2 protein-coding genes are annotated in these 1833 nt (G+C 69.3%); one reads left to right on the forward strand and one right to left on the reverse strand.

Annotated features, from left to right (window positions below; genetic code table 11):
• Nucleotides 1-336 precede the first annotated feature (336 nt).
• Nucleotides 337-1284: an NAD(P)-dependent oxidoreductase gene (locus tag ADK54_RS11370; protein ID WP_234392008.1), complete on the forward strand. Its 948-nt coding sequence runs from the start codon at nucleotides 337-339 to the stop codon at nucleotides 1282-1284.
• 95 nt (nucleotides 1285-1379) lie between these two features.
• On the opposite strand, the gene coaD is transcribed toward ADK54_RS11370, so the two are convergent.
• On the reverse strand, nucleotides 1380-1833 hold a 454-nt coding region (coaD, locus tag ADK54_RS11375), incomplete at its 5' end, for a pantetheine-phosphate adenylyltransferase (protein ID WP_234392009.1).

Raw genomic sequence — 1833 nt, forward strand, 5'->3', positions numbered from 1 at the left:
TGGACGTACTGCGCAAGCGCCGTTAGGCCCCGGGGAAAGCCTGCGCGCCCTGTCCCGACCAGTCTTTCGCGGTGCCGGACATCGGAGCCTTTCGGGCCTGTACGACCGGCCGCACACCGAGTTCGGCGAGTCGCTTCCGCTGCTCGGGATCGGTTGGGCGCGGGGGCTTTCAGTGACCAGCCCCTGGACCGCAGTAGGGTTGGTGCAGGGGGAAGGGGAGACCGTATGGAGCGGGGCCGAGTTCTGCTGCTGGACGCGGCTCCTGGTGAGTTGCTGGATCGGGAGCTGGAGCGTCTGCTCGGCCATGGGCTGTCGATTACGCTGAATCTTCGGCGTGTGGACGATCATGCCGGAGCGCGAGCTGCCTGGGGCAGCAGGGTGGACTTCGCCGACTTCGACGCCTTCGACGAGTCCGCGCTGCTCGCCGAGACCGTGCGGGGCGGGCTCGGCTACCACGCGGTCAAGTCCCGTGCCGGTGTGCCGCTCCGCGCCGCGTTCCTCGCGGCGGCCACCGATCCCGTGCTGGCCAACCGGCTGCGCGTGGTCGGCCGGGCTGGGGCGGGCACCGATCACGTCGAGTTGCCGGCAGCTGCTCGCCACGGCGTCGCTGTCACCCATACCCCGGGGTCCAACGCGAACTCGGTAGCCGAGTTCGCCCTGGCTCAGCTGCTCGCCCTGACCCGGGATCTCCCGGCGTACAGCGAGGCCTCGCACCAGGGTGGTTGGCGGGCACCGGCCGCACCGCCGGTTGAGCTGTCGGAGCTGACCCTGGGCATCGTGGGGCTGGGCCGGATCGGCTTGGCACTGGCTGGGCGGGCGAGTGCTTTGGGCATGGAGGTCCAAGGCCTCTCTCGGCGCCCGGTCGAGGCCCCAGTGTCCCTGGCCCCCTCCCTCAGCGCACTGTTGACGACCAGTGACGTGGTCTCCCTGCACCTGCCTCTCACGCCCAGGACCCGAGGGCTGATCGGTCAGGGGGAGCTGGCGCTGATGCGTCCGGGGTCGATCCTGCTGAACACCGCCCGGGGCGGGATCGTCGACGAGCAGGCGCTGGCCGATGCGCTGCGCGACCCCGCACACCCCCTCGTGGCGGCCGCCGTCGACACCTTTGAGCACGAGCACGCCGCCTTCGCCTCACCGCTTTTCGGTCTGCCGAACGCCCTGCTGAGCCCGCATGTCGCAGGGATGACCAGGAACGCCATGGCCACTGCGGCCCTTCGCTGCGCGGACTACATCGCGGCCCTGCTCGCCGACCGCCCGGACGGCGTACCCGTGGTGACCGGGTAACGGTCGCCGTCAGTCCGTCGAGGCCCACCGCTCCACAGCGTCGGGCGGCTGACTGTCCGTCTCGCTGCCGCCCTCAGCTGCTGGAAGAGGCTCGCTCAAGCATCATTCGGGACACGGTCCTGTTGGCTCATCGTGGTGACGAGGGTGGAGGAGATGTGAGCCAGGGCGGGGTCTGCGGCGAGGAAGAACGTTTCGACTCCGGCGAGTTCGTGGTTCATGCGGGCCATCGGCATTTCGTAGTCCAGGTCGGGAACGCCGCGGACTCCGCGGATGACGACGTCGATGCCGGCTCGGCGGCAGTAGTCGACCAGCAGGCCGCCGGTGTGGGAGTCGACCGTGACGTTGCTCAGGTCACTCGCTGCCGCGCGGAGCCGGCCCAGCCGTTCCGCGATAGGGAAACGGCCGGTCTTGTTCGCATTGAACATCACGCACACGACGACCTCGTCGAACAGGAGGGCAGCACGCCGGAGTACGTCCTGGTGCCCTTGAGTGACCGGGTCGAAGGATCCTGGGAAGAGGGCTCGCATGATCGGAGAGAGTAACAAGCGG

This window comes from Streptomyces sp. WM6378 (genome assembly GCF_001279695.1).
Classification (GTDB): Bacteria; Actinomycetota; Actinomycetes; order Streptomycetales; family Streptomycetaceae; genus Streptomyces.